The organism is Endozoicomonas numazuensis (assembly GCF_000722635.1).
Classification (GTDB): domain Bacteria; phylum Pseudomonadota; class Gammaproteobacteria; order Pseudomonadales; family Endozoicomonadaceae; genus Endozoicomonas_A; species Endozoicomonas_A numazuensis.
On the sequence record NZ_JOKH01000018.1, the window covers coordinates 11,865 to 13,192 of the forward strand.

Genomic DNA, 1,328 nt, shown 5'->3' on the forward strand with positions numbered 1-1,328 from the left:
CGGCTGCAACTCTCCCTTATAAAAAGGAGTCACAGAAATAGAACAGTAGAAGCGGCAACCCTGCTCTTTTTGGGTTTGATTACTTTCGAGGAAATTAACGCTGACAATCTTTACTTGTTCGTTATGTGTACAAGCTATCGATACTTGGTAGGCTTCAGCTTTAATATCTGCTGCCTGCCAGACAACATGAACGACACCTTGTTTATCCGCTGTTCTTGAGAGCTCACCGAGTTGCCAGAATACGCCAAGATCATGGAGCCGGTCACACTGAGCATCAGGAAGGTCCCCGCCCAGAATTTCGATCCACTGAAGCGGGGGGACTCCACTCATATCAATACGGCAATTCATTCGGTCTTGTGAATCCTCATGACACAAAACGTTCAATGCCTCTCCTTCTGAGCTGATGGCCGAAACGGGCCCAATAGTCTCGGGAAAAGCAACGTTGCGCCACTGAAAATGGATCATTGGCTTAGGATACAGCACCTTCCTGAAACCATTCAGGCTTTCAAATCGATTCACGCCGACCAGAGACGACGAGCCCGTAAAGCAAGCATCGGGGTAATGGGCTTTAATTTGTGTTCCTCTAAGAACCGGATGGACCAAAATATGAACCACAGAGTCTAAAGCCATTAACTCCGGATCAACATTGACAATAAACGATTTTATATGATCTTCGGGCCGACGAAGCTTTGCTTTACTGACTGTAAAAAGAATACTAATGTTTTGAACTGCGCCCTGTGCTAACACACTGAGATCAAATTCAAACAGGGCGGACGGTAGCCCTGGCTCAGGTTCCTCCTGCCATTGATAAAACTGGAACTCCTGATAACCACTGGCCGAACCTTCGGGCTGATGTTTGAGAACCAGGGAGGCAGCAGGGGATAAATCAGTGCCTATCCATGAAAGTGAGGTGGTCGCATAAGGCCAAAAGACATTGGCAGAGAGGCTACAAACCCAATAGGTTTCTCCATCAAATTTAATAACATTAATAACAACAAAAAACGATTCTGTAGGAAAGGATCTCAACCACTCCCTCAAACCGGCAAAAGTCATATGGGTTACAGCAAGAATACAACTCCCTTCGGGCGTATTCGGGCAAAAGTACATTTTGCCGTCAGCCAAGCTATTGCCATCAATTAGAATTAAATTGAAAGCCAAACCAATCCCATTAAATGCTTTGCCTTCAATAACCAGCGAATCATCACAACGGTTTGATGCACTGCTACTACTTAACAGCGGCGGAGAGCAGGAAATCTCGCCATAAGCATCTACCTCTGGTAAGTAAGTAGTGGGGAGCAAAACCTCCTGAGCGAACAGGAACTGAGCTA

General features: G+C 45.9%; 1 protein-coding gene. It reads right to left on the minus strand.

Going from position 1 to position 1,328, the window contains the following annotated elements; translation table 11 throughout:
• A partial coding sequence (locus GZ78_RS29770; protein ID WP_034843385.1) for a hypothetical protein occupies positions 1-1,328 on the minus strand: 1,328 nt, incomplete at both ends.